Raw genomic sequence first — 25,501 nt, forward strand, 5'->3', positions numbered from 1 at the left:
GACCATGAATCCCAACAACGGACCGGACGATCAGGAGCAGTCCAGCCCCGCAGGGAAGCTGGTCAAGCAGGCCCGCTCTGCCCTTGAAAGCCGCATCACCACGATTTCCGACCAGGAAAACGTGCTGCAGCAAAGCCGCTTCTGGATGAAGACGGTGACCTGGACCCTCATCGGCACCACCGCACTGGGCATCGGCTGGCTGGCCGTTGCCCGCACCGAGGAAGTGGTGGTGGCCAAAGGCAAACTGGAACCGGTGGGCAACGTGAAGGATGTGCGCATTCCGCCCGGTGGCGTGGTGGAGGAGATCCTGGTGAAAAGCGGCCAACGGGTGAGCAAGGGCCAGGCCTTGATCCGCCTCGATCAGGAGAGTTCCGCTGAACAGCTGAAATCACTCACCCAAGGGCTGGAGGAAAAAACCACCCAAATCGGTCAGAAGGAGCAGCAGTTGCTGCTCAAGAAACAGGAGCGCGTCCGCACCGAAGAGCTGAACCGGGAACAGGTGGCCACAACCCGGGCCAATCTTGCGCTGGAGCGAGAGATTCTCACGCGTCTGGAAAGCCTGGCCAAAGAGGGCGGCGTGCAGGACATTCAATATCTTCAGCAGCGCAACAAGGTGCAGGAGCTCAAAGGTGAGCTCACCAAGCGGGAATTGGATGGACGCCGGCAGATCAATCAAATCGATCAGCAGATTGAACAACTCAATGCCGAGCTCGCGGGACTGCGCAGCGAGCGGGCCCAACTGAACGCAAACCTCACCGACGTGCGGGTCACCAACAAAAACCAGACCCTGCGCGCACCAGTGGATGGAATCGTGTTTGATCTCAAACTCAACAATCCTGGCTTTGTCTCCCAGGCCATGTCATCAGAGGTGGCCTTGAAGGTGGTTCCCTTCAACACCCTGGAAGCCGATGTGGAGATCCCAAGCAACAAGATCGGTTTCGTACGTCCTGGCCAACCAGCCGATATCAGCATCGATTCCTTCCCAGCGACAGACTTCGGCGTGCTGGCGGGAACCGTGCAATCGGTCGGCTCTGACGCCCTAGCCCCTGACCCCCAGCAGATGCGTCAGGAATACACCTACCCGGCAGTGATCAAGCTTGATAGCCAGCAACTCAAACTCAACGACGGCAAGGAATTACCCCTGCAGGTGGGCATGTCGTTAACGGCCAATATCAAGCTGCGCAGCGTCAGCTATCTGCAGCTTCTGCTGAATACATTCCAGAGCAAAACGGATTCTCTGAGGCAGCTCTAAGCCCTCAATCCAATCAGCCCCTAAGGAGCGTTCAAAGTTTCACGGCCTTCTGCTGGCGGGTTTCTGCTTTCCAGACGCGCCAACGCAGTTCGGCACCCTCGGGCAGATCCACCACGATCGGCCATGACGGGTTGTAAGGCACCAGATAGGGCTGCAGACCCAGGGAGAGGAACGAGCGTTTCACTGGGTCTCCAGGTGGGCAAGCCTTTTTGGTGCTGATCACGCGCAACGGTCCCTTCACTTCAAACAGGGCCTTGCCCGACGCCTGGGGCAGCATGCGCATGGTCATCCCAGGACCGGACAACCGCTGAAGGTTGCAATCCAAGGTCACCTCCTGGCCCACGATCAACTGAATACGCCAGTCGAGCGGATGGGCTGAAACCAACGGATCGGTGGTCTTGGGCAGCAGCCCGGATGGCTGGATCACCCAGCGCTGCAGGCCCGGAGCCGGTGCGGGATAGCCGTTCAGGTTCAAGCGAGGGATGGCTGCCACGGGCTCAAGAGCACTCACGAGGATCAAGGAGGCCCCGGCCAAAGCCCCGGAGATCGTCGTCAGAGACTGTGAGAACGCCATCGTCGACACCAGTGCAGCAACAGAATGCCCAGCATGACCGATTTCTCTGCGATCGCCCTGCTCTCCGGCGGGCTTGATTCCGCCACAGCGGCAGCGCTGGCGCAGGAAGCCGGCGCACGGGTGATCGGATTGTCGTTTGACTATGGCCAACGACACCGACGCGAGCTGCAGGCGGCAGCAGCCATTGCGGAAGCCCTGAACCTGGCGGAACACCACACGATCAGTGTGAACCTGGCCAGCTGGGGAGGATCATCACTTACCGATAGCGCGCAGGATCTGCCGATTGATGGCGTGCAAGACGGGGTGATTCCCAACACCTATGTGCCCGGCCGCAACACCGTGTTCATCAGCATCGGACTGAGCCTGGCCGAAGCCCGCGGCGCCGATCGCCTGGTGCTGGGCGTCAATGCCGTGGACTACTCGGGGTACCCCGACTGCCGGCCGGACTACCTGGATGCCTTTCAGACCTTGGCGGATCTCAGCAGCAAGGTGGGCCGCGAAGGACGGGGCCCAAGGCTGTGGGCACCACTGGTGGAGTGGAGCAAGCAAAAAATTGTGGAAGAAGCACTACGCCTGGGGATCCCGATCGAACGCACCTGGAGCTGTTACAGCGGCGGTGAAGCCCCCTGCGGGGTGTGTGACAGCTGCCGGATCCGCGATGCCGCGCTGCGAGATGCCGGTCGCCCTGATCTCTGCAGCAGCGCCAGCCGATGACACTGCTGCGCAAACGCTTGCCATGGCGTGAACCGGCTGATGTTGCAGCTGTTCTGGCCTGCCTCTACGGGGAACAGGGTCTCATTTGGCTGGACGGCGATGGCGGCGAGCTTGGACGGCGCGTCACCCTGGCGGCGGATCCTCTGGAGCAGCACTGCTGCCGCGGCCTGCCAGGCGATCCTGAGGCCACCAACCCCTTTTCCGCCCTGCGGGAGCTGAGCCCAGGGCACTGGACGGGCTGGCTGAGTTACGACGCCGCCGCCTGGACGGAACCTGGCAATCCCTGGAGCCGGGACCCGATGGCCAGCCTCTGGATCGCCCGCCACGATCCCGTTCTGCGCTTTGACCTGCAGGCCAGAGCGCTGCACCTGGAAGGCACCGACCCCTCTCGCCATGCGGCGATGGCAAAACTGCTGGAGACCCAGTCCATCGAGACCATCCCATCCGAAGCCAGCGCGAAGCAGCCTCTGGGTTGCCGCTGGCATCGCCACAGCGACCGCGACGCATTCATGGCCGGGGTCCTGCGCATCCGTGAGTTGATCGCCAGCGGAGATCTCTTCCAGGCGAACCTCACCGCCTGTGCGAGCGCAACACTCCCGGAGCACACGAGCAACCTGGCGCTCTACCAACGCCTGCGCCAGCAATGCCCCGCCCCCTTCAGTGGACTGCTGATCGGCAGCGGCGCTGCCGAAGGAGAAGCGGTGCTGTCGACGTCACCGGAGCGATTCCTCGAAGTCATGCCGGATGGAGCCGTGCAAACCCGACCGATCAAGGGCACCCGTCCACGCCATCCCGATCCACGCATCGACGATGACCTGGCGGCCGAGCTGGTGTGCAGCGCCAAAGACCGGGCCGAGAACGTGATGATCGTGGATCTGCTGCGCAACGATCTCGGCCGGGTGTGCGTGCCGGGATCCGTGCAAGTGCCCGATCTGGTGCGCCTGGAGAGTTATGCACGGGTGCATCACCTCACCTCAGTGGTGACCGGACAGTTGCGCGCTGGCAACACCTGGGTGGATCTACTGGAAGCCAGCTGGCCGGGAGGCTCAATCACAGGCGCACCCAAACTGCGCGCCTGCCAACGCCTGCAAGAGCTGGAACCGCTTGGGCGTGGTCCCTACTGCGGCTCGATCCTGCACATCGACTGGGATGGCCGCTTCGACAGCAACATCCTGATCCGCTCCCTCCTGCGCAAAGACCACCAGCTCCGCCTGCACGCGGGCTGCGGCATCGTGGCCGACTCCGATCCTGAGGCGGAAGCCGAGGAACTCGACTGGAAATTGCTGCCCCTGCTGGAGGCGCTGGCATGAGCAGCACGCTTGCCTGGATCAATGGCACATGGGGAGATCCCTCAGAGCTCAAGCTGCCCTTGAGCGACCGTGGCTTGCAGCTGGCTGACGGAGTGTTCGAAACGGTGTTGATTCGCGGAGGTGAACCACAACTGCTGCAGGCGCACCATGCCCGCTGGCGGGATGGTGCAACAACCCTGGGCATGGCACCACCACCGAGCCTGGAGGTGCTTGGCCCTCTGCTACGCGAAGCGATTCAACGCGTCGGGCTCGACGCTCACCCCACAATCGCCAGCAGTCGCAGCGCGACCGAAAAGCATGGAGCCCTGCGCTTGAACTGGAGCCGCGATGGTGTTGCCGGCCGAGGCATCCAACTCCCGACGGGTGCCCCAGACCCCGAGCAGCACCGCTTTTGGTTCAGCCTCAGCCACCACACACCAACCTTCCAAAGCGTGCGCACGTGGGTCAGTCGCCATGAGCAGCGCAACGCCAACAGCCGTCTGAGCTATTGCAAAACCTTCGCCTACGGCCAAGCGATTCAGGCCCGCCGCGAAGCAATCGAACACGGCGCCGATGAAGGCCTGTTGCTCAGCACCACCGGCGAACTGTGCTGCGGGAGCACCGCCAATCTGCTGGTGCAGCGTCACGGCCAATGGCTCACACCACCCCTGACCAGTGGTTGCTTACCAGGGGTGATGCGAGCACAACTGCTCGAACACGGGCTTGCTCAGGAAGCAACGATCCATGCCAAACCGGAACCTGGTGACCGCTGGCTGCTGATCAACAGCCTCGATTGCCGCGTGGTCAGCGCGGTGGATGATCATGAATTAACAACAACGACGCAGGCCCAAGAGCTGTGGAGCGAGCTCTTGAAGCCCTAAGCGTTACGTTTTCGCGTTAGAAGCGAGACGTAAACGACACGAAAACGTGCCTCGAGCCACACGCATGCGCCGCCCCGTGGCCTCTGCCAACCTCTTTCAAGGCAATCCCACCGCAAGACCCTGATCCTTGGCAGCGACCCTTCAACGCGACCTGGGCGTCAACTCCCTGATCCTCACGGTGGTGACCGGCACCATCGGCTCAGGCTGGCTGTTCGCTCCCTACTTCTGCGCACGCATCGCCGGCCCGGCAAGCCTGCTGGCCTGGGTGATCGGCGGAGTGATGGCCTTTCTCCTGGCGCTGGTGTTCGCAGAGCTGGGCGCTCTGGTGAGCAGCTCCGGAGCCCTGGCCCAGCTGCCCCTACTCAGCCATGGCCGCCTGTCGGGATTCATCGGCGGCTGGAGCGCCTGGATCTCCTACGTGTCGCTGCCCACAATCGAAGTGCTGGCCCTACTCCAGTACCTCTCGAGCGTGCTGCCCTGGCTCACCCGTGATGCAGGCAGTTCCCAAGACCTCACGGGCAGCGGACAGCTTGTGGCGGTGGCCCTGCTGGTGCTGTTCACCTGGATCAACCTTGCAGGCGTTAACCAACTGGCGCGCTGGATCGATGGCCTCACCCTTTGGAAACTCGTCGTTCCCCTGCTGGTGTCCATCAGCCTGATGCTGATTGCAGGCCACTGGAGCAATCTGCAACTCCCGGTTCAAGGGCAGCAAGACACGCTGGTGGATGCCATCGGCAGCGGCGGAATTCTGTTCAGCCTGCTGGGTTTTCGCACGGCGATGGACCTCGCCGGGGAAGTGCGCAATCCCCAGCGCAATGTCCCCCTGGCCATGGGAGTCGGCTTGGGCCTGTGTTTGTTGATCTATCTGGTGCTGCAGCTCGGCTTTCTGGTCAGCGTCCCACCGGAGGCCTTGCAACAGGGCTGGAGCCGACTCAGCCTCAGTGCCCATGGGGGTCCGCTCGTTGCGCTGGCCACGGGTCTGGGCCTGGGCTGGGTGGCCACCATCCTGCTCATCGATGCCGTGGTCTCCCCCGGTGCCACAGGCATGGCCTACCTGGGAATTTCCGCACGGGTGAGCTGGATGATGGGAGAGTGCCGGCTGCTTCCGGGCGCTCTCGGGCGGTTGAATAGTCGGGGGGTCCCCCACTGGTCGCTGATCAGCAGCCTGGTCATCAGCACACTTCTCCTCTGGCTGGCGCCGAGCTGGCAAGACGTGGTCAGCTTTCTGACCTCCACCTTGATCATTGCCCTGGCCATGGGCCCGGTGAGCCTGCTCGCCCTGCGCCGCCAACTGCCGAACGCCCCAAGACGCTTTCAGATTCCCTGCCCCTGGCTGCTCAGCAGCATGGCCTTTGTGATGGCCACCTGGGCGACGAGCTGGAGCGGGCGGGAGGCTTTGGAGGGAGCCGTGCTGGTGATTGCAGTTCCCAGCCTGATCTACGCCCTCAGCAACGCCTGGAAAGGCCAGCCGATTGAACTGACAAGCGGACTGTGGTGGGCGCTGTATCTCGGCCTGTTAATTCTCGATATGGAGCTGTTCAGCACGGGCCAGCCCCTGGAATTACCCATGGGCTGGCACCTCGCCGTTCTCGCAGGATTGGCCATGGCAGTGATGCCCTTGGCGGTGAACAGCGCGCTGAAGGATGCCTCACCCCATGCGCTCACGCCGCTGACGCAACCTAAGGAAACTGCTTGAATCCAGGATCCGCCTGGTTGAGCTGCTGCCTGCTGAATCGCGGGGTGATCAGCAGTTTGAGGGGATCACGGCCCGAGAGCTCACCGTTACTGGCTGTCGACTGCCCTGGCCCTGGGGAGGAACGCTGATCCCGCAGGTGCCGATCGAAGAAACTGCGCGCCAGACCTTTGAGCTCTTGGCGAGCCAAAGGCTGGTCTGGTCCGATCACAAAAGCGGGCAGATCGGACGTGCCTTTGAGAAAGGAGAGGTGAGTGCCGTTGTGCTGCAACACCAGCAGGGAATCGGGCTGGTTGATGGCCGTAAAAGGAATCAGCTGTTGGGAAATTGGAGGCGCAAAGACATCATTCGTACCCGACACAAAAAGAATCGGGACTGCGATCTTTTGCATGGATGCGCTGCTGAAAATGGGATTGGTCACGGGATTGATGGCCACGGCAACCTGGACCCGCGGATCCCTGAAACTTTGACGCTCCACCACTTTTCCGGGGGCGACGCACTGCCATACCACCGCTGGATTGAGCACCACCGTGTCGGGATCCGACAGGCTTCGGCAGTTGCTCACTAGGTGCTCCCAGTCGAGTTCTGCTCCGGCCAGCGCAGTGACGGTGTAACCACCCAAGGATTGGCCCAACACCCCAACACGGTCGGTACGCACGCGCTCACCCCAGCGCTGCTGGACCTGATCAATCAGATCACTCACCGACAGGGGCTGGCCATACCAGGCATTCGGCGGCGGGATGGCACCAGTTCCTTTAATCGCCGCGGAAATCGCGTTCGCGCTGGTGAAAGGAAAGTCGAGGGAGGCGACTGCATAGCCATGACTGGCCAACTGCTGCCCTACATACAGAAGGGCGTTCATGTTGGTGTTCAAGCCAGGAGCAATCGCCACCAGAGGCGCAGGGCTCGCCTGGGTGGCCGTGTCGGGGATATAAGCGATGGCGGTGATGCGCTTACCGTCGCGGCCTTCGAACTGAAAGGGCGTTGGAACGAACTTGATGGCTCCTGGTTCGGCCAGGCTTTCAAGAGACGGACCCGAACCGGGAGCACCCTCGATCGAGGAGATCTGCTCGAACAGCCTGTTCTGCAGATTCATCTGCTGAGACAGGGAGCGGGCCAGGGAGAGAACAGCGGCCACGTTCACAGGCAGGCGCTGGGTGGGGTAAGCCTCGAGAACATCGATCAAGCGCAGGTCTCCCGGCTTTGCAGCGGCAAGAATGAGCGCCGAAGCCAGGGCCGGTTGCGCCACGGACGCCGGCTGATCCAGCACCTTCACCAGTTGCTGCAAGGAACTCTTGCCGAGGGGCGTACTGAGGAAATTCGAGGCCATCACCTCATTCACCGGCACGCTCTGGTTCAGAGCTGTCCGCAGAGCAGTGCGTGCGGACGGGTCCAGCAAGCGGAAATAAGCGCTGAGATCCGGTGACACCGTGCCGTCATCACTGAACTTGGCCAGGGCGGGGACGGACACATCCCTGGAGAATTCACCAAAGCGAAACACAATTGTGTCTGCGGCCGAAGCGGGCAAACCCAGGCTGATTACCGCCCCGCCTAGCACTGAACCCAACCATCGCTTGACCTTATTCACGGTGAGCAGCGCAATCGTCAGGCGACTCATCTTGCAGCCCCTGAAGCCAATGCTCAACTGCTGAAGCCCACCCATGCCCATGGGGGGCCGGTGCCAACTGGAAACGACCTTCCTCCAGGCCGGCCTGGAGGGCGGGATGCGGTCCGTCTACCCCTGGCACCACGATCGAGCGGTCGCCGGCGTGCAGCAAAGGAAGGTCATTGGGCGAATCTCCCAAAGCCAGAACAGCCACTTCAGACGCTCCCTGGCGCTGCTTCAGCACCGCAAGTGCTCGGCCTTTGCTGACGTCGGCTCCCAGCAAATGGCCCAAGCGATTTCCCTGCACAACCGCAAGTTGCCGGGCCTGCGCCAGCTGTTGCAGACGCCTGCGTGACTCGCCATCCGGTGGAGGCACAAACGGCACGCTGCAGGCCCGGCGCTGGGCCTGTCGCAATGCGTCACCGCCCAAACCAAGCAAGCGATCGGCATCCTGATCACTGAGATCATCCAGCGCCTGCAGCGGTTGCCCCAGGTCGTGCGCCAAGCCGTCGAGCTGTGGGCGCAGCTCCTGCCATGACGGACCGAGCGTCTGCTGCCAGGGACTCCCGTCGGCGTTCTCGCCATGAATGGCTCCCCCGTTCTCGACGATGAATGGATCCCGCAGTCCGGTTTGTTCACGGAAACGACGGACTTCTTCCGCTGTTTTGCTCGTACACGGAATGATGGGAATCCCCCGACGCTGCAGCAGACGAATCGTGCCCAGTGCCGGTGCGCAGTCGTAGCGATGGTCCATCAAGGTGCCATCGAGGTCGGTGACCACCCACCACTGACGCCTCAGGGTTGTCTTCATGACCTCACCAGCCAGAGCACCTCATAAGGGTTCAACAGATGGCGTTTGCAGGGCTCCAGGGTGCGGCCACTGAGACAATCGACCCAAAGCGATGCATCCTCCTCGTCGAGCAGTCCGGAGGGATCCAGGGTGAGACGGGTCGATGTGACGTTATGAACCGCCAGAAGGTCATGACCCGCATGGGATCGACGCAATACAACGCGATCCACCCGGTCTGGGGTCAACACCTGAAGCTGGCCATCAGGATGCAGCGCCGGCAGCGTTGCCCGCACCGAGAGCGCCTGCTTCAGCGCAAGCAAAACGACTGCGGCATCGCTGTCTGGATCCTGCAGACGCCGTTCCAGCGTCCTTTGCTTGAACTGGGGTCGGTTGAGATCGCGCCGGTGCCCCGTGCGCCTGAAGCGACCGAGGTCATTGGCAGTGGCGAGCAAAGCCGGCAGATAGAACGCCGGCACCCCAGGCAGGGCGAGCACCATCAACTGGGTGAGCAGAAAGCGTTCCCTCTGCCAGTAGCTGGGGTCAACGCCCCCATCGGCCATGGCGCTCCACCAACTGATGTTGATCTCATAGGGGACTTCGTTGCCATCGGCCAACCGGCGATGACTCACCAGACCCCCGCGCTGCTCACACGCGATCAACAACTCCCTCAGCCGTGACGGCGGCATCAAACCCTCCAGCGGTCTCAGCCCCACACCGTCATGACAGGCGGTGAAATTGAGCAACGACGTCGACTCCGGCAGCGACGGCCAGCGCGATAGCCAACGATTGAGCAAATCAGCGGAGCCGCTGACAGCCGACTCAAGCAGCAGCGGTGGCAAGGGAAAGTTGTACGCCAAATGGGCCTCTCGACCCGTGCGCAAATAGGACAGATTCTCCTGTTCAGGGACATTCGTCTCCGTGACCACCACTCCATCGGCGCGGGCGATCGTCAACAACTGGCGCAAGATTTCCACCAACTGATGGGCTTGAGGCTGATGAATGCAGGTGGTGTTGGGTTCCTTCCAGACGAACCCCACCGCATCCAGACGGATCCAGCCCACCCCATGGGCCACCATGCGGGCGAGCAGCCGGGTGAAGCCGAGCAGCACCTCGGGGTGGCGCCAATCCACATCCACCTGGTCGGGCCCAAACGTGGTCCAAACCTGACGCATGCTGATGGGACCCTGAAGCTTGGTGAACAGGGCGGAACTGCGGGGACGCACCACGTTGTCCCAACAGGGATCAGGACCCGCTTCCAACACGCAGAACCGACCCGGCTCTTGATCGCGCAAGAACTGGCGCACCCAGGGATGGGAGGCCGACACATGGTTCAAGACCAGATCAGCCATCAACCTGCGCCCCTGGGCAAGATCAGCTAGATCGCACCAATCACCATGACGTTCCTCCAGACGTTCGTGACTGGCCACCGCGAATCCGCCATCGCTCGAGGCCTCCAGGAACGGCAACACATGGAGAACCGCCGCGAACTCTGAGAGATGGCTGTTCAAAAAGGTGCGAAGGCTCACCAAGGCCGGCTGATCGCCCTCAACGACTGTGTCGGCGTAGGTAATCAGCACCACATCCTCGACACTCCAGGGATTGCCTTTGGTGCGGATTTCAGCATTCCCCGATGCGGAGCCGAGAATCTGCAGCAATTGCGACGACAACGCCTCGAGATCCCCGGAAGGATGACCTGAGTAAAGGCTCCTCAGCAGATTTCCCAGCGCTCGCTCGCTTTGAAACTGCACTCCGTTTCACCTGAACCTCACTCAGGTATGGAGCAGCCGCCTTCTTTCCGTTGTTGCATCGAACACCGCATGGATTTTCAGCAGAGCCTGATCGCCACGGTTCACGACTACAGCCTGGGCAATCTCAACGCCATTGCCTTCAACAAGGAGCTCAAGCAGAGACCAACCGCTCTGCTAATCCCCTGCCTGATGGAGGAATTCAGTCGACCCGCCCTGCGCCTGATTCGCGACACGCTCTCCTCACTCACGGGTCTGTCCAACCTGGTCATCGCCCTGTCCGCGGACAGGGCAGCCGATGTCAAAGCTGCTGAGGCATTCTTCGCGGACATGCCCTTCCCCGTGCATGTGCACTGGACCAACGGTCCGGCCGTGAACGACATCCTCGCGTCGATGGAGCAGCACGGACTCGACCTCACTGGTCCACCCGGCAAGGGCTGGGCGGTTTGGCAAGGCCTGGGCGTTGCCTGTCAGCACGCGGAAGTGATCGGCCTCTTCGACGCCGACATCCGCACCTTCGGTTCCGGCTATCCGGAACGGATGCTCCGACCCCTGCTCGACCCATCCCACGGGATGGCTTACGTCAAAGCGTTCTACAGCAGGCTCTCTTTGGAAACCCAAGCCCTCCAGGGCCGGGCCACCCGCTTATTTGTTGGGCCTCTGCTGACGAGCCTTGAGCAGATTTTCGGTCCACTGCCCTATCTGCGTTATCTGCAGACGTTTCGCTACCCATTGGCAGGAGAATTCGCCTTTACGAGGGATTTGGCGATGAATCTGCGCATCCCATCGGACTGGGGCTTGGAAATGGGCCTGCTCTCGGAGGTGTATCGGCATGTTGCACCCAGCCGCATCGCCCAGGTGGACCTTGGTCTGTTCGATCACAAGCACAAGAGCTTGGGCCAGCGGCCCAATGAGGGACTGCAGCGCATGGCCAGCGAAATCTTCTGCACGGTGTTGCGCAGCCTGATGGAGCACGAGGGATGCGTGGTGTCCATGGATCAACTGCCGACCTTGGAGGTGCTGTACCGACGGGTTGGCGAAGACAGGGTGCGTCAGTTCGGACTCGACTCAGCGATCAATCGGTTGCCCTACGACCGGCATGGCGAAGAGCTAGCGGTGCATCGCTTCTCCGAACTTCTGAGACCTGGCCTCACCTCATTGATGGCATCACCGATCGCCCATCAACTGCCGAGCTGGTCGAGGCTTCATAGCTGCAATCCATCGTTTGCCTCCGAGCTCGCCTTAGCAGGACGCGCCGACCGAAGTCCCACCCTGCGCAGTACGGGAGCAAGGCGGCCACGACGACCCAACTGCCCCACCGCGCCATCCCCTGCTGAACGCCGCTCAGCCTCGAGCACTGCGGCCTAAACAGATCTGCAGCAGATAAAGAAAACCTTAAGCAGCTGGCATTCGGTGACCAAGCCAACACTTTTCCTGGCTCAAAAACACGATGCTTGCCCTCAATCTCTTGATAACCATGATCGAATGCATGTACAACAATGACACCGACCGAATGGTCATTCTCAAGTGCATTGGAGAGAATCAGTTCTATCGAGAAAAGGTTGTAATGCCAAAGGAGTTGTACTGGTTTGAGGCACCGCTCAACAGCAGACTGGAGATCTGGCAGATGTCGACGCAAGGACAAATGCTTCACATTCGCGCCGATGTATCTGATTACGCATTCAACAAAAAATCAGCCGATGAGTCACCCATCACATCTCTCTGGGCATGCTGAACGATCGAATGAGAGCGGATTACACACTGAGAAATTGATCGACAACCGACTGACTTAATTCACTGGTTAGACCACTGGCCACAATCCCCCCACGCTGCATTGCGTAATAGCGATCGGCTTGCCGAACAAAATGAAGGTGCTGCTCCACCAGCAGAACACCAATGCCGGTCTCGGCAATGATGCGACGTACAGCAGCTTCAATGTCCTGCACGATGTTGGGCTGAATGCCCTCAGTAGGTTCATCGAGCAGCAGCAATTTGGGCTTGCCAAGCAGTGCCCGGGCAATGGCCAACTGCTGCTGCTGGCCACCGCTGAGGTCACCACCCTTGCGAGGCAGAAACTCCCTCAAGATGGGGAAGAGCTCAAACACAAACGGATCGATACGCCGGTGGCGTCCGAGCCCACCTGGGAGCGCTTCCATTCCCAGCATCAGGTTGTCCTCAACGGTCAGCTGTGGAATGATTTCTCGCCCCTGGGGCACATAGCCAACCCCAGCCCTTGCCCTTTGATAAGGAGCCTGACGGTCGAGCCCATCACCGTTGAAGACAATCTCTCCGCGACGCGGTCGCAACAGACCGATCAACGACTTGAGCAGCGTGGTCTTACCCACACCGTTACGGCCGATCAGACAAACCATCTCACCAGATTTCACGGTGAGGTCCACGTCCCGAAGGATATGGCTCTCGCCGTAATAGGTATTCAATCCGCGGATTTCCAGAAGTTCCGTCATCCGTTCTGCTCCTCCGTGGTTCCGAGATACACCTCAATCACACGCGGATCAACCTGCACCTGATCCATCGTTCCCTCACAGAGCACATGACCCTGGTGCAACACCGTCACTTGGCTCTCCAAGCGTCGGATGAACTCCATGTCGTGCTCAATCACCAGCACGGTGTGATCTCCCGCCAACGACTTGAGCAAATCAGCGGTGAGATCCGTCTCCTCATCGGTGAGTCCTGCCACCGGCTCATCAACGAGAAGAAGGTCAGGATCCTGACCCACCAACATCGCAATCTCCAGCCACTGTTTCTGACCATGGGAGAGAGCTCCCGCCATCCAGTGAGCCCGGTTTTGTAAATTCACGATGTCCATCAAATGATGCACCTGATCGCGCTGTGTGGCATTCAAGCCACCAAATAACAGAGACCAAGGCTGTTTCGGCTGACTAACAGCCAGCGCCAAGTTCTCTTCCACACTCAACTTCTCGAACACACGCGGACTCTGAAATTTGCGACCGATGCCGAGCCGGGCGATGCGGTGTTCCTGAGTACCCAGAAGTGAGCGACCCTGAAACACCACCTCGCCGTCGGTAGGGGACGTCTTTCCGGAGATCACATCCAAAAAGGTGGTTTTGCCAGCACCATTGGGACCAATCACCGCCCTCAGTTCACCAGGCTGGAGACTGAGATTGAGATCGCGTAGGGCTAAAAAGCCGTCAAAGCTGACTGTGATCTTGCGTAACTCCAAAAGGGGAGCACTCATGGCTGCACCTCCTCTTGACCGTCGATTTCCAATTGGGGATAGGTGGAAATTCGACGACCCAAACCCAGGCGAGACAGCAGGTTGCGAGGGCCGTCCGTGCGGAACCAGCCGATGACGCCTTCCGGCAGTGCCGTGACCACCAAAATGAATAGTCCACCCTGAATAAACAGCCAGCTCTGAGGCATCGCCTCGCTCACCAGACTCTTGGCATACATGATCGAGACGGCGCCGAGAATGGCACCGACCAGCGTGCCGCGACCTCCTACTGCGACCCAGATCACCATTTCGATCGAAAAGGGCACCGCCATGTACTGGGGCGAAACGATCCCCGACTGCACCGTGAAGAGGGCACCGCCGATACCCGCAAGACCCCCGGCAATCGCAAACACAATCGTCTTGAACAGGGTGGGGTTGTAGCCGGTGAAGCGAAGCCGCGGCTCGTCATCACGGATCGCGATCAACACATCGCCGAAACGACCACGTACCAACCAGCGCACAAACAGCCAGGCCAAGATCACGATCACAGCAGTGATCCAAAAGAACCACCGCTGCATCTCTGGAGATCCAACCATCTGGCCGAACAGCTTGGTCACATCGGTTTTAAGACCGTTGGTTCCGTTAATCAGCTTCTGCTGGCCATTGAAAAAATTGAAAAACACCAGCAAAGCCGCTTGGGTGAGGATCGAGAAGTAGACACCCTTGATGCGGTTGCGGAAGACCATGTTGCCGAGCAGCGCAGCCAACAAAGCCGGCACCAGCCAGATGGCAATCACCGTGAACAGAGGATTGTGGAAGGGTTCCCAGAAAAAGGGCAGCCGATCCACGCCGTAAAGACTGAAGAACTCGGGGATGCCGTTGGGATGGCTGGCAGAACTATTGAGCTGGAGATACATCGCCGCCCCATAGCCACCAAGAGCGAAAAAGATGCCCTGACCGAGGCTGAGCAATCCGGTAAAACCCCAGATCAAATCAATACCGAGGGCCACGATCGCCAGGGAAAGGAAACGACCTAACAGGTTGAGCCGAAACACAGGAAGCACCGCTGGTGCGGCCACCACCACGGCCACGATCAGCACCCAGACGAGAACGATTGGCCAGCGACGGCCTTGAAAGGCTTGGATCATGACGTCAGGCCTCCACCATGCGTCCCTTCTGCGGGAACAGACCCGCTGGACGGAACTGCAAGAAGACCACAATCAGAGCGAAGACCATCACCTGGGCCATGCTTGTGGTGGCGAAGAATTTCACCACTCCCTCCAGGGGAGCGGGCATACCAGGCCAGATCGAAAGCAACCGCCCTGCACCAATGAGATCGGTCAGCAAGCCGATGACGAATGAGGCGATCACCGTGCCAAGCAGATTGCCTACACCGCCAAGCACCACGACCATGAAGCAGCCCACGATGTAGGAGGTCCCCACATTCGGGCCGACTGAACCGAGTAATGACACCGCCACACCAGCAACGCCAGCCAACCCCGAACCGATTCCGAAGGTGAGCACGTCGACGGTGTCGGTGGGAATACCAAGGCAATCACTCATCTCTCGGTTCTGAGTCACGGCACGAATGCGCATGCCCCAGACGCTGCGGTTGAGGAACCAGGTCACGCCGACCACGGCCACCACCGTGATCACGATGATCACCAGACGAGGCACGGGGAAGGTCAGATCGGCGAACTCCAGCCCGCCGCGCATCCATTTGGGTGCCGTTACATCCACATTGCGGGAAGTGGCACGCGCGATCCGACTGACCTGAGAAGCCAATCCATTGGCAAACACCACGCCAACAAGAGCCGAAACACCCCAGCTGCCAGCGCGCATCCAACGAGCTCGGGAGCCTTGCAACAGAGCCTTGGGAAGCAACAAGGGCAACGAAAAACCAAGCACAAGAGCAAGCACCGCACCAGCTGCCTGAGCCAGTGGCACACTGCGCACGAACTGCTGCAAGATCAAGCTGACGCCCCAGGTGGCCAACAGTGTTTCGAGGGGATTGCCGTAGAGGCGGCGAATCACGGTGCGTTCCAAAAGGATGCCCACCACGCCACTTGTGATGAAGGCCAGCGGAATCGCCACCAGAACGTAGGTGTCATAAATGGGCTGAAATACAGGCAGCTTGAAGATCAGCTGAACCACATAAGTGGTGTAAGCCCCAAGCATGATCAGCTCGCCATGCGCGAGATTGATCACACCCATCAGACCAAAAACGATCGCCAATCCGAGGGCAGCCACCAGGAGCACAGAGCCGATGGCCACACCGTTGAACAGGCTCTCAAATAGCAGTTGCACGAAAATTGATAACTAAGCGATTAGAGCAACAGATAAGGAGGAATCCCAGCAGGGACTCCTCCAGTAAGCATTCAGCCTTTAGGAACTCAATGAGCCATCAGAGCTTGTATTTTTCACCTTTGCTGGGATCGGTCCAGTCGCAAGCAAATCCTTTGGAAGTGGGCTCGAACTGGTTCCAAGTTTGAGGGTCGATCGGAGAATCCGATTCCTCGATGATTTTGAACTGACCATCCGAAGTGATCTCGCCGATGCGCACAATCTGGGAGATGTGGTGGTTCGGGCGAACTTCGATCGGTCCCTGGGGAGCATCGAACTTGATTCCGACCAGAGCCTCACGGACTTTGTCGTCGTCAAAGGTTCCGGCCTTCTCGACAGCTTTCTTCCATAGATAAACCATGTTGTAAGCGGACTCCTGCGGGTCAGCCACCACACGATCGTCACCGTACTTGGCCTTGAAGTCAGCAGCGAACTTCTTGGAAGCAGGAGTATCGATGGACATCATGTAGTTCCAAGCACCGTAATGGCCCTCCAGGAACTCAGGTCCAATCGTGCTGATCTCTTCCTCCGCGATGGAGTAGCTCATCACGTAGTAGCCATTGGCAGGGGTGATGCCAGCGTCCTGGATCTGCTTGAAGAAGGCGACGTTCTGGTCACCGTTGAGGGTGTTGATGATCACACCACCATCAGGCAGGGCCTCCTTGATCTTGGCGATGATCGGAGCCACCTCGGTGTTGCCCAGGGGCAGGTAGTCCTCACCGACCACTTCGCCGCCGAGCGACTTAAGTTGCTCTTTGGTGATGGTGTTAGAAGTACGGGGGAAGACGTAATCCGAACCCACAAGGAAGAAGGGCTTACCAGCGGCGGGCGAGTTCTTGTACATAAAGAACGTCGCAGGCTCCGACTGCTGGTTCGGAGTTGCACCAGTATAAAAAATATTTTTGGAACACTCCTGGCCCTCATACTGAATTGGGTAGTAAAGGAAGGCGTCCTTCGATTCGTAAACGGGAAGCATGGCCTTCCGGCTGGCCGAAGTCCAACCGCCGAAAACCACAGGCACCTTGTCCTGGTCGATCAGTTTTTTGGACTTTTCGGCAAAGGTGGGCCAATCAGAAGCACCGTCTTCAACGATGTACTCGATTTTGTACTTTTTACCATCGACCTCAACGCCACCTGCAGCGTTGATCTCATCAATGGCCATTTTCTCGGTATCCACAAGGGTGGACTCGGAAATAGCCATCGTGCCCGTGAGGGAATGAAGAATGCCAACCTTCACGGTGTCGTCGTACTCGACGCTGGAGGCTTGATCACCACCACCACAAGCCGTGACTGTCAAGCCAAGAGAGGCCGCCGCCAGGCTGATCAAAATGCGTTTTGACAACGGTTGAGACATGGTGAATTAAGAGTGCTGACTGGTGCGTTAGCGCAACGACACTCCCAGCGAGGCGAACCTTGACCGGTAGCACTGGCTACCAGACAGACCAATCAGCCCTCAAGACGAGGAAATCGACTCAACATTTGGTAGTTGTCGCAACACAAACGCCACCACCGAATCCAGCCCCTCACCGCTGTGCAGATTGGTAAAGCACCAGGGGCGATCGCCGCGCATGCGCAGGGTGTCGCGCTCCATCACGGCCAGGTCAGCTCCCACCAGAGGCGCCAGGTCAATCTTGTTGATCACCAGCAAATCCGACCGCGTGATCCCGGGGCCGCCCTTGCGCGGGATCTTGTCGCCTGCGGCCACGTCAATCACATAAAGACAGAGATCAACCAGCTCCGGACTGAAGCTGGCCGCCAGATTGTCGCCGCCGCTCTCAACCAACACCAGATCCAGACCTGGGAACTGAGCTTCCAACTCCGCCACCGCCGCCCTGTTGATGGAACAGTCCTCCCGTATGGCCGTGTGCGGACAGCCACCGGTCTCTACGCCGCGGATCCTTGACGGCTCCAAAGCTCCGGCGTGCGTCAAGAATTGAGCATCTTCCTGGGTGTAGATGTCATTGGTGACCACCGCCAACTGCAGTTGATCCCGCAGTCGCCGGCAAAGCGCCTCCACAAGAGCGGTTTTGCCGGACCCCACCGGCCCAGCCACACCCAGACGTAACTTGCTCCCCATCAGCTTCGGAATAAACGGGAATACAACTCAGCATGGGACAGCTGCGCCAGCGATGCCCCCACACCCGCTGACCATAAGGTTCGTGGATCAGCAGCGAGGAGCTCTTGGGCCTCAGCTGCGATCCGTGGCAACAGACGGTGCTGAAGCACCTGAGCCCTGGTCGGACCCAAAGGCAACAGGCGCACGGCCGCACTGAGCTGATTGGCGACCCAGCTGTAGAGGTAGCCCTCCACCGTGTCAGCCTCCGACACCCCCAACGACAGTGCCGCCCAAGCCCATGCCGCCGGCCAAGCCAGGGGGAGTGGTTCTGTCAGTGGATGGCCCATGTCAGCCAACAGCTGCAGTAGAGACCCCCCCATCTGACGTTGTTGAGCTCGCACTTCCGCAGCTTCACGTGTGGCCAGCAGCCAACCATCCAGATCCAGCAAACGAAGTCGGGCCGACTGATCAGCGCCGTTCACCCATCGGTCCAGGTCAGCCATCAGGGTGGCGAGGGCGGCAGCCTCCAACCGCAGGGATCCTCGCTCCAGCTCGGCGCTCAACCATTGCTCGAGACCAGCCTCACTCTTCAGCGCTCCGGCCTGGATCAAGACTTCCAACCCCTCCGAGTAACTGAACGCTCCCACCGGCAAAGCCGGGCTCACCAACTGGAGCAACGCCAGGGAGGTCATGGCGTTTCATGGCTGTGGGCATGGCTGTGGCTGTGGGCATGGCTGTGACCACCCCCATAAGCGCCTCCCTCCGGAACAAACGGACGCTCACAGGCACTCACATGCAAGCCACGGCTGCGCAACATCGCCTCCAGCACTGAATCCGCCAGCAACAACAAGTCCCCGTCGTGAAGCTCGAGGGCCACATGGCGGTTGCCAAGGTGATACGCCGCCTGCAGGAGCTCCAAGACTGAATCCGCCTGCACCCGCAATAACGGCTCCGGCGCCGCAATCACCACCACCTCCCAACTCCGGGATTGATCGAACAAGCGATCACCGGGCTGAAGGGCGCCCTCCCGCGGCAACTGAAGCAAAAGAGAACGTCCACAATGGCTACGGCGGCGACCACGGAGCACCGTGCGATCTTCGGCCGTGAGCGGCAATTGCAGGCGGCGGTCGGGCGGAAGATCTCCAACGGCCTCACCCACTTGGCGATGCTCCAACACGATCGGTTTGTGATCGCTCGCGTTGTCACTCATCGCGTTGTCGTCCAAGGCTTCTCCGCGTTCACCCTGAGCCTGCCCAGCCGTCTGCGTTGATTTGGTGTTGATTGCTACAGGTCATCGCAGCTCAAGCGCCGAGCGTGGGGGAATGCAACGCCTCGATCCCTGGCATGGCCGCTGCGAGCTGCGGTTTGAACACCGGCAGACCGAACGCGGCGACGCAGGCACAGTTCACCAAGGGGGCTGCAGCGCCCCGTTCAAGCTTCTGCGGGCTGAACAGGGCAAAGACGGCCGCTGTGAGCTGCCAATCCTGCATACAGCTGGAGGACTGGTGGGTGGCGACCAACTCAGCATTGCCCTGGACCTGAAAACAAACAGTCGCGGCCTGATCACCAGCGTCGCCGCGCAGAAGGTCTACGGGTCCATCGGTCGCAGCCGCCTCTACCCCGAAGGCCAATGGGCCCGTCAACAGGTGCACTGCAAACTGGCGAAGAGCAGCGATCTGGAATGGCTACCCCAGGAGCTGGTGCTTTATGCGAATGCCCTCTATGAGCAGCATCTGACGGTGCAACTACCAGCTGACGCCTCCTTTCTCAGTGCAGAAATCGTGCGGCTGGGCCGCACCGCCGCTGGAGAAACCCTGCAGCAGGGTCGCTGGCGCTCAGCCCTGAGCATCTGCCGACGCAGTGATAAACCTCATCAAGCCGATCGCTGGGAAATCGTGGACCGGTTGGACTTGGGGGGCGACGCCCTCAACGACCAGCACGGACTGAACAAACAGCCAGTGTTCGGATCGCTGGTGTGGGCTGCACCGATGCCCTTGAGCGGCGATGCTCTGACGCAACTGCTGGAGCTGGTCCGCAGCGATCGCGCAGGCCTTGAAGGCACGCTGCGCTGCAGCAGCTTGGATCAGGGCCTGGTGGCCCGTTATGCCGGTCCGTCCAGCCGCGATGCCCGCTTCTGGTTCAGCCGCATCTGGGCTCGCACCCGCGCCCTGCGCGCCTTGAGCAGTCCACAGATCCCAAGGGTCTGGCCTTTGCAGGAACAGCCTTTGCCGACGTCATCGTTCATAGCGAACACTGCTTGGCCCGCGGTAGGGACACACTGAGAACGACCGAGCCAGTCCATGCATCTCAGTCCCCAGGAAAAAGACAAGCTCCTGATTGTTACCGCGGCATTACTGGCCGAACGGCGACTCAAGCGTGGCCTCAGGCTCAACCACCCCGAAGCGGTGGCTTGGCTGAGCTTCCTTGTGCTGGAGGGTGCCCGCGACGGAAAGAACGTTGCAGAGCTGATGCAGGAGGGCACGACCTGGCTGAGCCGCGAGCAAGTCATGGACGGCATTCCCGAACTGGTTCACGAGGTGCAGATCGAAGCGGTGTTTCCCGATGGCACCAAGCTCGTGACCCTGCACGACCCAATTCGCTGACCCACCACCCTGCATCCTTGCCATGGCCCCGCTGATTCCCGGTGAACTGTTGCCCGAACCCGGCGACATCGAACTTAACGCTGGCCGCCCCGTCACCACGGTGAGCGTCTCCAATAGCGGCGACCGCCCCGTGCAAGTGGGGTCCCACTTCCACTTTGCAGAAGCCAACGCTGCCCTGCGGTTCGACCGCACCGCCGCGCGCGGTCAGCGGCTCGATATCCCCGCCGGCACCGCCATCCGCTTCGAACCCGGTGACAGCCGCGACGTGAACCTGATTCCCTTCGCCGGCAATCGTCGGGTGATCGGTTTCAACGGCCAGATCAACGGACCCCTCGACGCCTGACCCATGCCCTACCGCATCTCCCGCCAGGCCTACGCCGAGACCTACGGACCCACCACCGGCGACCGGGTTCGCCTGGCCGACACCGAGCTGATCCTCGAAGTCGAAAAGGATTACACCGTCTACGGCGATGAGGTGAAGTTCGGCGGCGGCAAGGTGATCCGCGATGGCATGGGCCAGTCCCAGACCCCTCGAGCCGAGGGCGCCGTCGACACGGTGATCACCAATGCCCTGATCCTCGACTGGTGGGGCATCGTCAAAGCCGATGTGGGCCTGAAAGACGGCCGGATCGTGGGCATCGGCAAAGCCGGCAACCCCGACACCCAGGAAGGGGTGACGATCGTGGTGGGTCCAGGCACCGAAGCCATCGCCGGGGAAGGTCACATCCTCACGGCCGGTGGCATCGACACCCACATCCACTTCATCTGCCCCCAGCAGATCGAAACGGCCCTGGCCAGTGGCGTCACCACCCTGATGGGAGGCGGCACCGGACCAGCCACCGGCACCAACGCCACCACCTGCACCCCCGGCGCCTTCCACATCGGTCGGATGCTCCAGGCCGCTGAAGGCCTGCCGGTGAATCTGGGCTTCTTTGGCAAGGGCAATGCCAGCACCCCGGAAGCCCTGGAAGAACAGGTGCGCGCAGGAGCCTGCGGCCTAAAGCTGCATGAAGACTGGGGCACCACGCCGGCCACGATCGATGCCTGCCTGTCGGTGGCTGACCGCATGGATGTGCAGGTGTGCATCCACACCGACACCCTCAACGAAGCCGGCTTCGTGGAAGACACGATCGCCGCCATCAAGGGACGCACCATCCACACCTTCCACACCGAAGGTGCCGGTGGGGGTCACGCCCCGGACATCATCAAGATCTGCGGCGAAGCCAACGTGCTGCCGAGCAGCACCAACCCCACCCGGCCATACACCCGCAACACGCTCGAGGAACACCTCGACATGCTGATGGTGTGCCACCACCTGGATCCCAAAATCCCGGAAGACGTGGCCTTCGCCGAATCACGGATCCGACGCGAAACGATCGCCGCCGAAGACATCCTGCACGACCTGGGCGCCTTCTCGATCATCGCCAGCGACTCCCAGGCCATGGGCCGCGTGGGCGAGGTGATCACCCGCACCTTTCAGACCGCCCACAAAATGAAGGTGCAACGCGGTGCATTGCCGGAAGACTCCGCTCGCAACGACAACCATCGCCTCAAGCGCTACATCGCCAAGGTGACGATCAACCCGGCGTTGGCCCACGGCATCAGCACGGAGGTGGGCTCGATCGAAACCGGCAAGCTCGCCGATCTCGTGCTGTGGAAGCCAGGCTTCTTCGGCATTCGCCCGGAACTGGTGGTGAAGGGCGGTTCGATCGTCTGGGCCCAGATGGGCGATGCCAACGCCTCAATTCCCACCCCCAGCCCCGTCCACGGCCGGCCAATGTTCGGAGCGTTCGGTAAGGCCCTGGCCCCCAGCTGCCTCACCTTTGTAAGCGAAGCAGCCATGGACGCCGACATCCAGAGCCAACTGGGGCTAGAGCGGACCTGCATGGCGGTGAAGGACACCCGCAGCGTGGGCAAAAGCGCCCTCAAGCTGAATGCAGCGCTGCCCAAGGTGAGCGTGGACCCGCAGACCTATGAGGTGTTCGCCGACGGTGAACTGCTCACCTGCGAACCCGCCGAGGTGCTGCCCCTCGCCCAGCGTTACCTGCTGCTTTGAGCTCCACCCTGCTGGTCATCCAGCACGTTGACCACGAAGGGCCTGAAATGGCCAACACTTTTTTCACATCGCCCGGCAACTGTCAACAACGGTCGCTGAAACTCATTCCAATTGAAAAGGAACCATCAACAACTGAAGCTATGAATTTGCATCAATACAAATGGCCGGGAACACAGGCTTAGGCGCAAACACATCTTGCAATTTTAGCCATAAGCGTCCCTTTCTCTTCATGCGAGGCGCAGTACAAGCCAGACCATGGGACGTTGAACTAAGTTTGCTTCGGATAACAATTATGATCCCCACTGAATGATCGCTATCGCCCCTAAGCTGGTCCACAGGAGCAGCAAACAGCCACGAAATACAGTTCATCTTACTGATTGCAAGATTGACCTCACCCGTCAAGTGATTTGCAACTCGGTAACAAATAAAACAACTTGGCGATTAAATCTAGGGCGTAATGGAAAGATGTTGCACACACAACATGGATCTGATCGCACAAACACTGGAGTCAAACTTCGTTCAACTCCAGCCTGCCAGCATCCATGGCGTTTTCTGGCTTCAGTGCCATTTCCCAAAAAAAGAGTGGGACATCTTGATTGCTGGCCAAGCTGCCTTCGCAACCGAATGCATGCATCAGCTTGCACACGATGCGAGAGTTGCTGGAGTCACTCTGGAATGGACCACATCCATTCATTCACGCTGAGTGCCTGATTAAGCAACCAGACGATTTAGTTGCGGCAAATCGGCAAACGAATCCCGCCATTGCTGGGCCCAGAGTTCCTGGCTCCGCTCATACACATTCATCAGTTCGATAACTGCTGAATCACGAAAATCAACCCTTAGATCCAACAGTGGGAATGCTGCTTCTCCACTGATTTGCAGTGCTGCTGAAGTCGAAAATGGGGAGCGGCCGTCCCCTCCAGCAGCTTCACCTGCCATCAGGGCCGTCATCAGGCGGCGGCCCAGCTTCCAACATGGATCGCTCGCCAGAAAAGCCTGTTCCATGGCAATGAGAACCGCCTCACCCACGAGATAGTTGCCAGCCACGGAGAGGTTCATTTGGTGGCGATGACCTGCCCAAGGTTCACAGCTGTCCCCTGTCCAGCAAGCGGTACGACCTTGCGCATCGATCAGATGGAACTGGCGGCGTACGCGGAGTGGGTCTTCAGCGAGCAGGCTGGCCAGCACCACATCCGCGTCAGCACTCTGTTCGAGCCGTTCCAGGCCGCAGATCCCTAGATAGGGATTGGTGTGGGCTTGTGTCGCAACAGCGCCCACTCCAGAGCGGATATGGGGAACCGTGGAGCCCACTGCGAGATGACAAGTGGCAACGGCAACTCCGAAACGACCATTGCTGGGATCACGGGCAACGATCGAGAACGTCATGAGAGCACACGATCCAATCGTTCAAGGGTGTGCAAAAGAACGACGGTTCCTGCAAGACACTGACTATCACTGGTGAATTCAGCTGCTGAATGGCTCAAACCTTCGCGGCTGGGCACAAAGATCATTCCCATGGGCCAACGCCGCCCAATCTCTTGGGCGTCATGGCTGGCACGGCTCGGAAGCCGACTCAGGCTCAACCCCAAATCTTCAGCCACTGATTCAATCGTGGCCATCACCAGCGCGTCAGCGGGAGTGGGCGCCACCTGAAACTGCGGCTCCAACTGGATTGCACAGCCGGTTTGCAAGCCAATGGATTCAAGCGCGTCCTGCAAGCAGGACACCAATTGGTCCAGAACAGCGGGATCCAGATCACGAATGTCCACCGTCATCGACACGGAGCCTGGAACAACGTTGGCGGCATTGGGCCAAACCTCCAGACGTCCCACCGTCGCCACAGGATCACCGGGATGACACCGCGCCATCTCTTCCACCGCCAGCACAATCCGGGAGGCAGCGGCGAGGGCGTCCTGACGGAGTCCCATCGGCGTTGTGCCGGCATGGTTGGCCTGACCCTTCACATGAATGCTGAAACGTCTCTGCCCGACGATGCCCTCAACAATGCCAATGGCATCGCGCCGCTGCTCGAGTACAGCACCTTGCTCAACATGCAGTTCAAGAAAGGCTGCAACAGCTAAATCAGATCGCGCCGCCGAGGGCAGGGATGGCCAGTGACCACCGATTCGCTCCAGGTTGATGTCAATCGGATCCCCATTGCTGGTGGCGTAAGCCGATGGGTCCATCGATGCCGTGCCAGCCATGCCCTTACAGCCGACCATCGTTGACTCTTCATCAGCGAAAGCCACGACCTCGAGGGGGTGTCGTAGACGCTGCCCCGCATCGCTCAGGGCACGGACGCATTCCAGGCCCGCCAAGACGCCAAGGACACCATCAAAACGACCACCTGTTGGGACGGTATCCAAGTGCGACCCCGTCATCAGCACCGGCAACGAGGGGTCTTGCCCCTCGAGCCGGCCAATCAAATTGCCAGCGGCATCCACACGCACCTGCATTCCGGCCTCTTGCATCCAGCACGCGAGTTGGTCCCGACCTTGCACGTCGGCAGCACTAAAGCCGCGGCGGCAAATGCTCCCATCGGCTTGAAGGCCAATGGCCGCCATGGACTCGAGCGAATCGATCAATCTGTCGCGCCGAGGCTGAACACCTAACCGCTCCCGATCGGCTCCAGCTGGAGCGATTTGTGAGCGATGGATCAACAGCTCGGGCAAGGATCGTGACCTTCAGTTCAAACCAATCGCCACT

The 25,501-nt window shown here is 60.1% G+C and carries 27 protein-coding genes; 13 read left to right on the top strand and 14 right to left on the bottom strand.

What is annotated here, in order from left to right; all coding sequences use genetic code 11:
* Positions 1-4 precede the first annotated feature (4 nt).
* Positions 5-1,252 carry an HlyD family secretion protein gene (locus SynPROS71_RS13395; protein ID WP_370586879.1) on the top strand — a complete coding sequence of 416 codons (1,248 nt, stop codon included), beginning with the start codon at positions 5-7 and terminating at the stop codon, positions 1,250-1,252.
* 31 nt (positions 1,253-1,283) lie between these two features.
* Here the strand turns inward: SynPROS71_RS13395 and SynPROS71_RS13400 are convergent, their stop codons facing one another.
* Complete coding sequence (locus SynPROS71_RS13400) at positions 1,284-1,826, bottom strand: ecotin family protein (RefSeq protein WP_186595732.1); 543 nt, start codon at positions 1,824-1,826, stop codon at positions 1,284-1,286.
* 33 nt (positions 1,827-1,859) lie between these two features.
* Between SynPROS71_RS13400 and queC the strand changes: the two genes are divergently transcribed.
* The 4 genes from queC (at position 1,860) to SynPROS71_RS13420 (ending at position 6,406) form a co-directional block, all read left to right on the top strand.
* On the top strand, positions 1,860-2,540 hold the full coding sequence (gene queC / locus SynPROS71_RS13405; protein ID WP_186595733.1) for a 7-cyano-7-deazaguanine synthase QueC: 681 nt from the start codon (positions 1,860-1,862) through the stop codon (positions 2,538-2,540).
* A complete protein-coding gene (locus tag SynPROS71_RS13410; RefSeq protein ID WP_186595734.1) occupies positions 2,537-3,850 on the top strand; it encodes an anthranilate synthase component I family protein in 1,314 nt (437 codons plus the stop codon). Before queC ends, SynPROS71_RS13410 begins: the two co-directional genes overlap by 4 nt.
* A complete protein-coding gene (locus SynPROS71_RS13415; RefSeq protein WP_186595735.1) occupies positions 3,847-4,710 on the top strand; it encodes an aminotransferase class IV in 864 nt (287 codons plus the stop codon). The genes SynPROS71_RS13410 and SynPROS71_RS13415 overlap by 4 nt, the downstream gene beginning before the upstream one ends.
* Positions 4,711-4,837: 127 nt before the next feature.
* The gene (locus SynPROS71_RS13420) at positions 4,838-6,406 is read left to right on the top strand and encodes an APC family permease (protein ID WP_186595736.1); all 1,569 of its coding nucleotides are present in this window, start codon (positions 4,838-4,840) and stop codon (positions 6,404-6,406) included.
* Here the strand turns inward: SynPROS71_RS13420 and SynPROS71_RS13425 are convergent.
* From SynPROS71_RS13425 to SynPROS71_RS13435, 3 genes are read right to left on the bottom strand one after another with little or no spacing between them, the layout of a single operon-like run.
* Entirely contained in the window at positions 6,390-8,021 is a 1,632-nt protein-coding gene (locus tag SynPROS71_RS13425) for an alpha/beta hydrolase (protein WP_186595737.1), read from the bottom strand. The genes SynPROS71_RS13420 and SynPROS71_RS13425 overlap by 17 nt on opposite strands.
* Positions 7,984-8,820, bottom strand: a complete 837-nt coding sequence (locus SynPROS71_RS13430) for an HAD-IIB family hydrolase (RefSeq protein WP_186595739.1) — start codon at positions 8,818-8,820, stop codon at positions 7,984-7,986. The genes SynPROS71_RS13425 and SynPROS71_RS13430 overlap by 38 nt, the downstream gene beginning before the upstream one ends.
* Positions 8,817-10,547: an alpha-amylase family glycosyl hydrolase gene (locus tag SynPROS71_RS13435; protein ID WP_186595741.1), complete on the bottom strand. Its 1,731-nt coding sequence runs from the start codon at positions 10,545-10,547 to the stop codon at positions 8,817-8,819. The genes SynPROS71_RS13430 and SynPROS71_RS13435 overlap by 4 nt, the downstream gene beginning before the upstream one ends.
* A 69-nt stretch (positions 10,548-10,616) precedes the next feature.
* Here SynPROS71_RS13435 and SynPROS71_RS13440 point away from each other — a divergent pair, with 69 nt between their 5' ends.
* Positions 10,617-11,912: a glycosyl transferase gene (locus SynPROS71_RS13440; protein ID WP_186595743.1), complete on the top strand. Its 1,296-nt coding sequence runs from the start codon at positions 10,617-10,619 to the stop codon at positions 11,910-11,912.
* A gap of 109 nt (positions 11,913-12,021) precedes the next feature.
* Positions 12,022-12,279 carry a DUF1830 domain-containing protein gene (locus tag SynPROS71_RS13445; RefSeq protein WP_186598100.1) on the top strand — a complete coding sequence of 86 codons (258 nt, stop codon included), beginning with the start codon at positions 12,022-12,024 and terminating at the stop codon, positions 12,277-12,279.
* Between the two features lie 19 nt (positions 12,280-12,298).
* Here the strand turns inward: SynPROS71_RS13445 and urtE are convergent, their stop codons facing one another.
* The 8 genes from urtE to ureE form a co-directional block, all read right to left on the bottom strand.
* The gene (gene urtE / locus SynPROS71_RS13450; RefSeq protein WP_186472191.1) at positions 12,299-13,009 is read right to left on the bottom strand and encodes an urea ABC transporter ATP-binding subunit UrtE; all 711 of its coding nucleotides are present in this window, start codon (positions 13,007-13,009) and stop codon (positions 12,299-12,301) included.
* Positions 13,006-13,761, bottom strand: coding sequence for an urea ABC transporter ATP-binding protein UrtD (gene urtD / locus SynPROS71_RS13455; RefSeq protein WP_186595745.1), 756 nt, complete (start codon positions 13,759-13,761; stop codon positions 13,006-13,008). Before urtD ends, urtE begins: the two co-directional genes overlap by 4 nt.
* Entirely contained in the window at positions 13,758-14,885 is a 1,128-nt protein-coding gene (gene urtC, locus SynPROS71_RS13460; RefSeq protein WP_186595746.1) for an urea ABC transporter permease subunit UrtC, read from the bottom strand. The genes urtD and urtC overlap by 4 nt, the downstream gene beginning before the upstream one ends.
* A 4-nt stretch (positions 14,886-14,889) precedes the next feature.
* Entirely contained in the window at positions 14,890-16,044 is a 1,155-nt protein-coding gene (locus SynPROS71_RS13465) for a branched-chain amino acid ABC transporter permease (protein ID WP_186472194.1), read from the bottom strand.
* Positions 16,045-16,141: 97 nt separating this feature from the next.
* Positions 16,142-17,434: an urea ABC transporter substrate-binding protein gene (gene urtA, locus SynPROS71_RS13470; RefSeq protein WP_186595748.1), complete on the bottom strand. Its 1,293-nt coding sequence runs from the start codon at positions 17,432-17,434 to the stop codon at positions 16,142-16,144.
* Positions 17,435-17,533: 99 nt separating this feature from the next.
* The gene (gene ureG, locus SynPROS71_RS13475; protein WP_186595750.1) at positions 17,534-18,157 is read right to left on the bottom strand and encodes an urease accessory protein UreG; all 624 of its coding nucleotides are present in this window, start codon (positions 18,155-18,157) and stop codon (positions 17,534-17,536) included.
* Positions 18,157-18,828 carry an urease accessory protein UreF gene (locus tag SynPROS71_RS13480; protein ID WP_186595752.1) on the bottom strand — a complete coding sequence of 224 codons (672 nt, stop codon included), beginning with the start codon at positions 18,826-18,828 and terminating at the stop codon, positions 18,157-18,159. The genes ureG and SynPROS71_RS13480 overlap by 1 nt, the downstream gene beginning before the upstream one ends.
* Positions 18,825-19,346 (bottom strand): urease accessory protein UreE, encoded by a 522-nt coding sequence (gene ureE / locus SynPROS71_RS13485; RefSeq protein ID WP_186595754.1) that lies wholly within the window; start codon positions 19,344-19,346, stop codon positions 18,825-18,827. The genes SynPROS71_RS13480 and ureE overlap by 4 nt, the downstream gene beginning before the upstream one ends.
* A 112-nt stretch (positions 19,347-19,458) precedes the next feature.
* On the opposite strand from ureE, the gene SynPROS71_RS13490 reads away from it, so the two are divergent.
* The 6 genes from SynPROS71_RS13490 to SynPROS71_RS13815 all read left to right on the top strand — a co-directional run bounded on the left by SynPROS71_RS13490 (position 19,459) and on the right by SynPROS71_RS13815 (position 23,498).
* The gene (locus tag SynPROS71_RS13490; RefSeq protein ID WP_186472199.1) at positions 19,459-20,418 is read left to right on the top strand and encodes an urease accessory protein UreD; all 960 of its coding nucleotides are present in this window, start codon (positions 19,459-19,461) and stop codon (positions 20,416-20,418) included.
* Between the two features lie 18 nt (positions 20,419-20,436).
* Complete coding sequence (locus tag SynPROS71_RS13495) at positions 20,437-20,739, top strand: urease subunit gamma (RefSeq protein ID WP_186472200.1); 303 nt, start codon at positions 20,437-20,439, stop codon at positions 20,737-20,739.
* Between the two features lie 22 nt (positions 20,740-20,761).
* Positions 20,762-21,082 (top strand): urease subunit beta, encoded by a 321-nt coding sequence (locus SynPROS71_RS13500; RefSeq protein WP_186595756.1) that lies wholly within the window; start codon positions 20,762-20,764, stop codon positions 21,080-21,082.
* A gap of 3 nt (positions 21,083-21,085) precedes the next feature.
* Positions 21,086-22,795, top strand: coding sequence for an urease subunit alpha (gene ureC / locus SynPROS71_RS13505; RefSeq protein WP_186595758.1), 1,710 nt, complete (start codon positions 21,086-21,088; stop codon positions 22,793-22,795).
* Positions 22,792-22,977, top strand: coding sequence for a hypothetical protein (locus tag SynPROS71_RS13510; protein WP_186595760.1), 186 nt, complete (start codon positions 22,792-22,794; stop codon positions 22,975-22,977). Before ureC ends, SynPROS71_RS13510 begins: the two co-directional genes overlap by 4 nt.
* 299 nt (positions 22,978-23,276) lie before the next feature.
* On the top strand, positions 23,277-23,498 hold the full coding sequence (locus tag SynPROS71_RS13815) for a hypothetical protein (protein WP_222929533.1): 222 nt from the start codon (positions 23,277-23,279) through the stop codon (positions 23,496-23,498).
* A gap of 8 nt (positions 23,499-23,506) precedes the next feature.
* Here the strand turns inward: SynPROS71_RS13815 and SynPROS71_RS13515 are convergent, their stop codons facing one another.
* The gene (locus SynPROS71_RS13515) at positions 23,507-24,181 is read right to left on the bottom strand and encodes a DUF1028 domain-containing protein (RefSeq protein ID WP_186595762.1); all 675 of its coding nucleotides are present in this window, start codon (positions 24,179-24,181) and stop codon (positions 23,507-23,509) included.
* Entirely contained in the window at positions 24,178-25,458 is a 1,281-nt protein-coding gene (locus tag SynPROS71_RS13520) for a Zn-dependent hydrolase (protein ID WP_370586880.1), read from the bottom strand. Before SynPROS71_RS13520 ends, SynPROS71_RS13515 begins: the two co-directional genes overlap by 4 nt.
* Positions 25,459-25,501: the final 43 nt, after the last annotated feature.

The organism is Synechococcus sp. PROS-7-1, assembly GCF_014279795.1.
In the GTDB taxonomy this organism is placed as follows: Bacteria; Cyanobacteriota; Cyanobacteriia; order PCC-6307; family Cyanobiaceae; genus Synechococcus_C.